This window comes from Lacinutrix cladophorae (assembly GCF_053604645.1).
Map to the genome: position 1 here is coordinate 1 of NZ_JBSHNR010000042.1, position 342 is coordinate 342.

The window sequence follows — 342 nt, forward strand, 5'->3', positions numbered from 1 at the left end:
GCACTTAATGCAGATGAAGCAAGTATCGACTATACCGATGAAGATGGTGTTATTACCAACCTAAACTTTGCAGCTATTGTTGCAAACTTAGAAGCACTAACTACTATCGTTGATAATAACGACGGAACATTTACCTACACCGATGAAGATGGTATCACTACAACTATTGATGTTTCTAATTTAGAAACCCTTACTTCTATCGCACTTAATGCAGATGAAGCAAGTATCGACTATACCGATGAAGATGGTGTTATTACCAACCTAAACTTTGCAGCTATTGTTGCAAACTTAGAAGCACTAACTACTATCGTTGATAATAACGACGGAACATTTACCTACACC

The 342-nt window shown here is 37.1% G+C and carries 1 pseudogene; it reads left to right on the forward strand.

Annotated elements, in window-relative coordinates:
• Positions 1-342, forward strand: a pseudogene (locus ACVC3Y_RS00275) (hypothetical protein); the annotation flags it as partial.